Annotated in this window: 1 protein-coding gene; it reads left to right on the top strand. The window is 79.0% G+C overall.

The window, feature by feature from the left end; genetic code table 11:
- Positions 1-929: matrixin family metalloprotease (locus CTKZ_RS20505; RefSeq protein WP_124344631.1), on the top strand; the 929-nt coding region annotated here is incomplete at its 5' end.
- Positions 930-1,074 lie beyond the last annotated feature (145 nt).

Here is a 1,074-nt window from a genome sequence, read left to right as displayed (position 1 = left end):
CCGCCGGCTCCGGTACCCCTGCCGGCGCGGTCCCGGCGCCCGCCGTCGGGCGAGCGGCGCGGCCGGACGACCGGCGCACGCGTCGCCGCGCAGGCAGCCCGGTCCCGAGCACGCTCGCGCTCGGGGTCGTCCTGGGGCTCGCCGCGACGACGTTCGGACCCGGCCTGCTCCACGACGCGCAACGCGTCCTCGCCCCGGTGGTGCACGGCTCCCCGTGGCTCGACGCCGCCGTCGGCGGGCTGGTGCGCGCCCCCGTGGTCCCGCCCGCGGGCCTCGAGGAGTCCGGTGACCCGATCGGTCAGCCGCCGTCGCTCGCGCAGGTCAGCCGCTCGTACGCGTACCTGCAGACGCAGGCCGACGGCCGGACCCCGGTCGCCTGGAGCCCGTGCCGTCCCGTCCACTACGTCGTCCGGCCCGACGGCGAGCCGCCCGGCGGTCAGGCGGTGATCGACGAGGCCGCCGCACGCCTCGGCCGGGCGACCGGGCTGGTGATCGTCGCGGACGGCGAGACCGACGAGCAGCCGTCGGAGGATCGCGCGCCCTACCAGCCGGACCGGTACGGCGACCGGTGGGCGCCCGTCCTCGTGAGCTGGTCGGACGAGTCCGAGGACGCGCGGCTCGCAGGTGGTGTCGCGGGCGTCGCCGGACCGGTCGCGCTCGAGGCCGACGGTCGGCCGAGCGTCGCCGTGTCGGGCAGCGTGTCGCTCGACGCCGCGCAGCTCGGCGCGATGCTCGAGGAGCCGGACGGGCACGCGATGGCGCGCGCGGTCGCGATGCACGAGCTCGCGCACGTCGTCGGGCTCGGTCACGTCGACGACCCGACCCAGCTCATGGCGCCCAGCACGGACCCGTCGGTCACGGACTTCCAGGCCGGCGACCTCACGGGGCTCGCGCTGCTCGGCAGCGGTCCGTGCGCGCCCTGGCTCTGACGCGCCGCGGCCGGATCGCCGGGTCCGGCGACGCACGACGCGGGCGGCGGCCGGCAGCGGGGACGCCGAGGGGCTCGGCGGTCAGCGGACGCGCGAGCGCCGCAGGCCCTCCCCCCGGGAGCCCGCGGCGCTCGCCGTGTGCGTC

This window comes from Cellulomonas algicola (assembly GCF_003851725.1).
In the GTDB taxonomy this organism is placed as follows: domain Bacteria; phylum Actinomycetota; class Actinomycetes; order Actinomycetales; family Cellulomonadaceae; genus Cellulomonas; species Cellulomonas algicola.
Note: the sequence above shows the minus strand (reverse complement) of the source record. Positions and strands in the feature narration are given on the sequence as shown.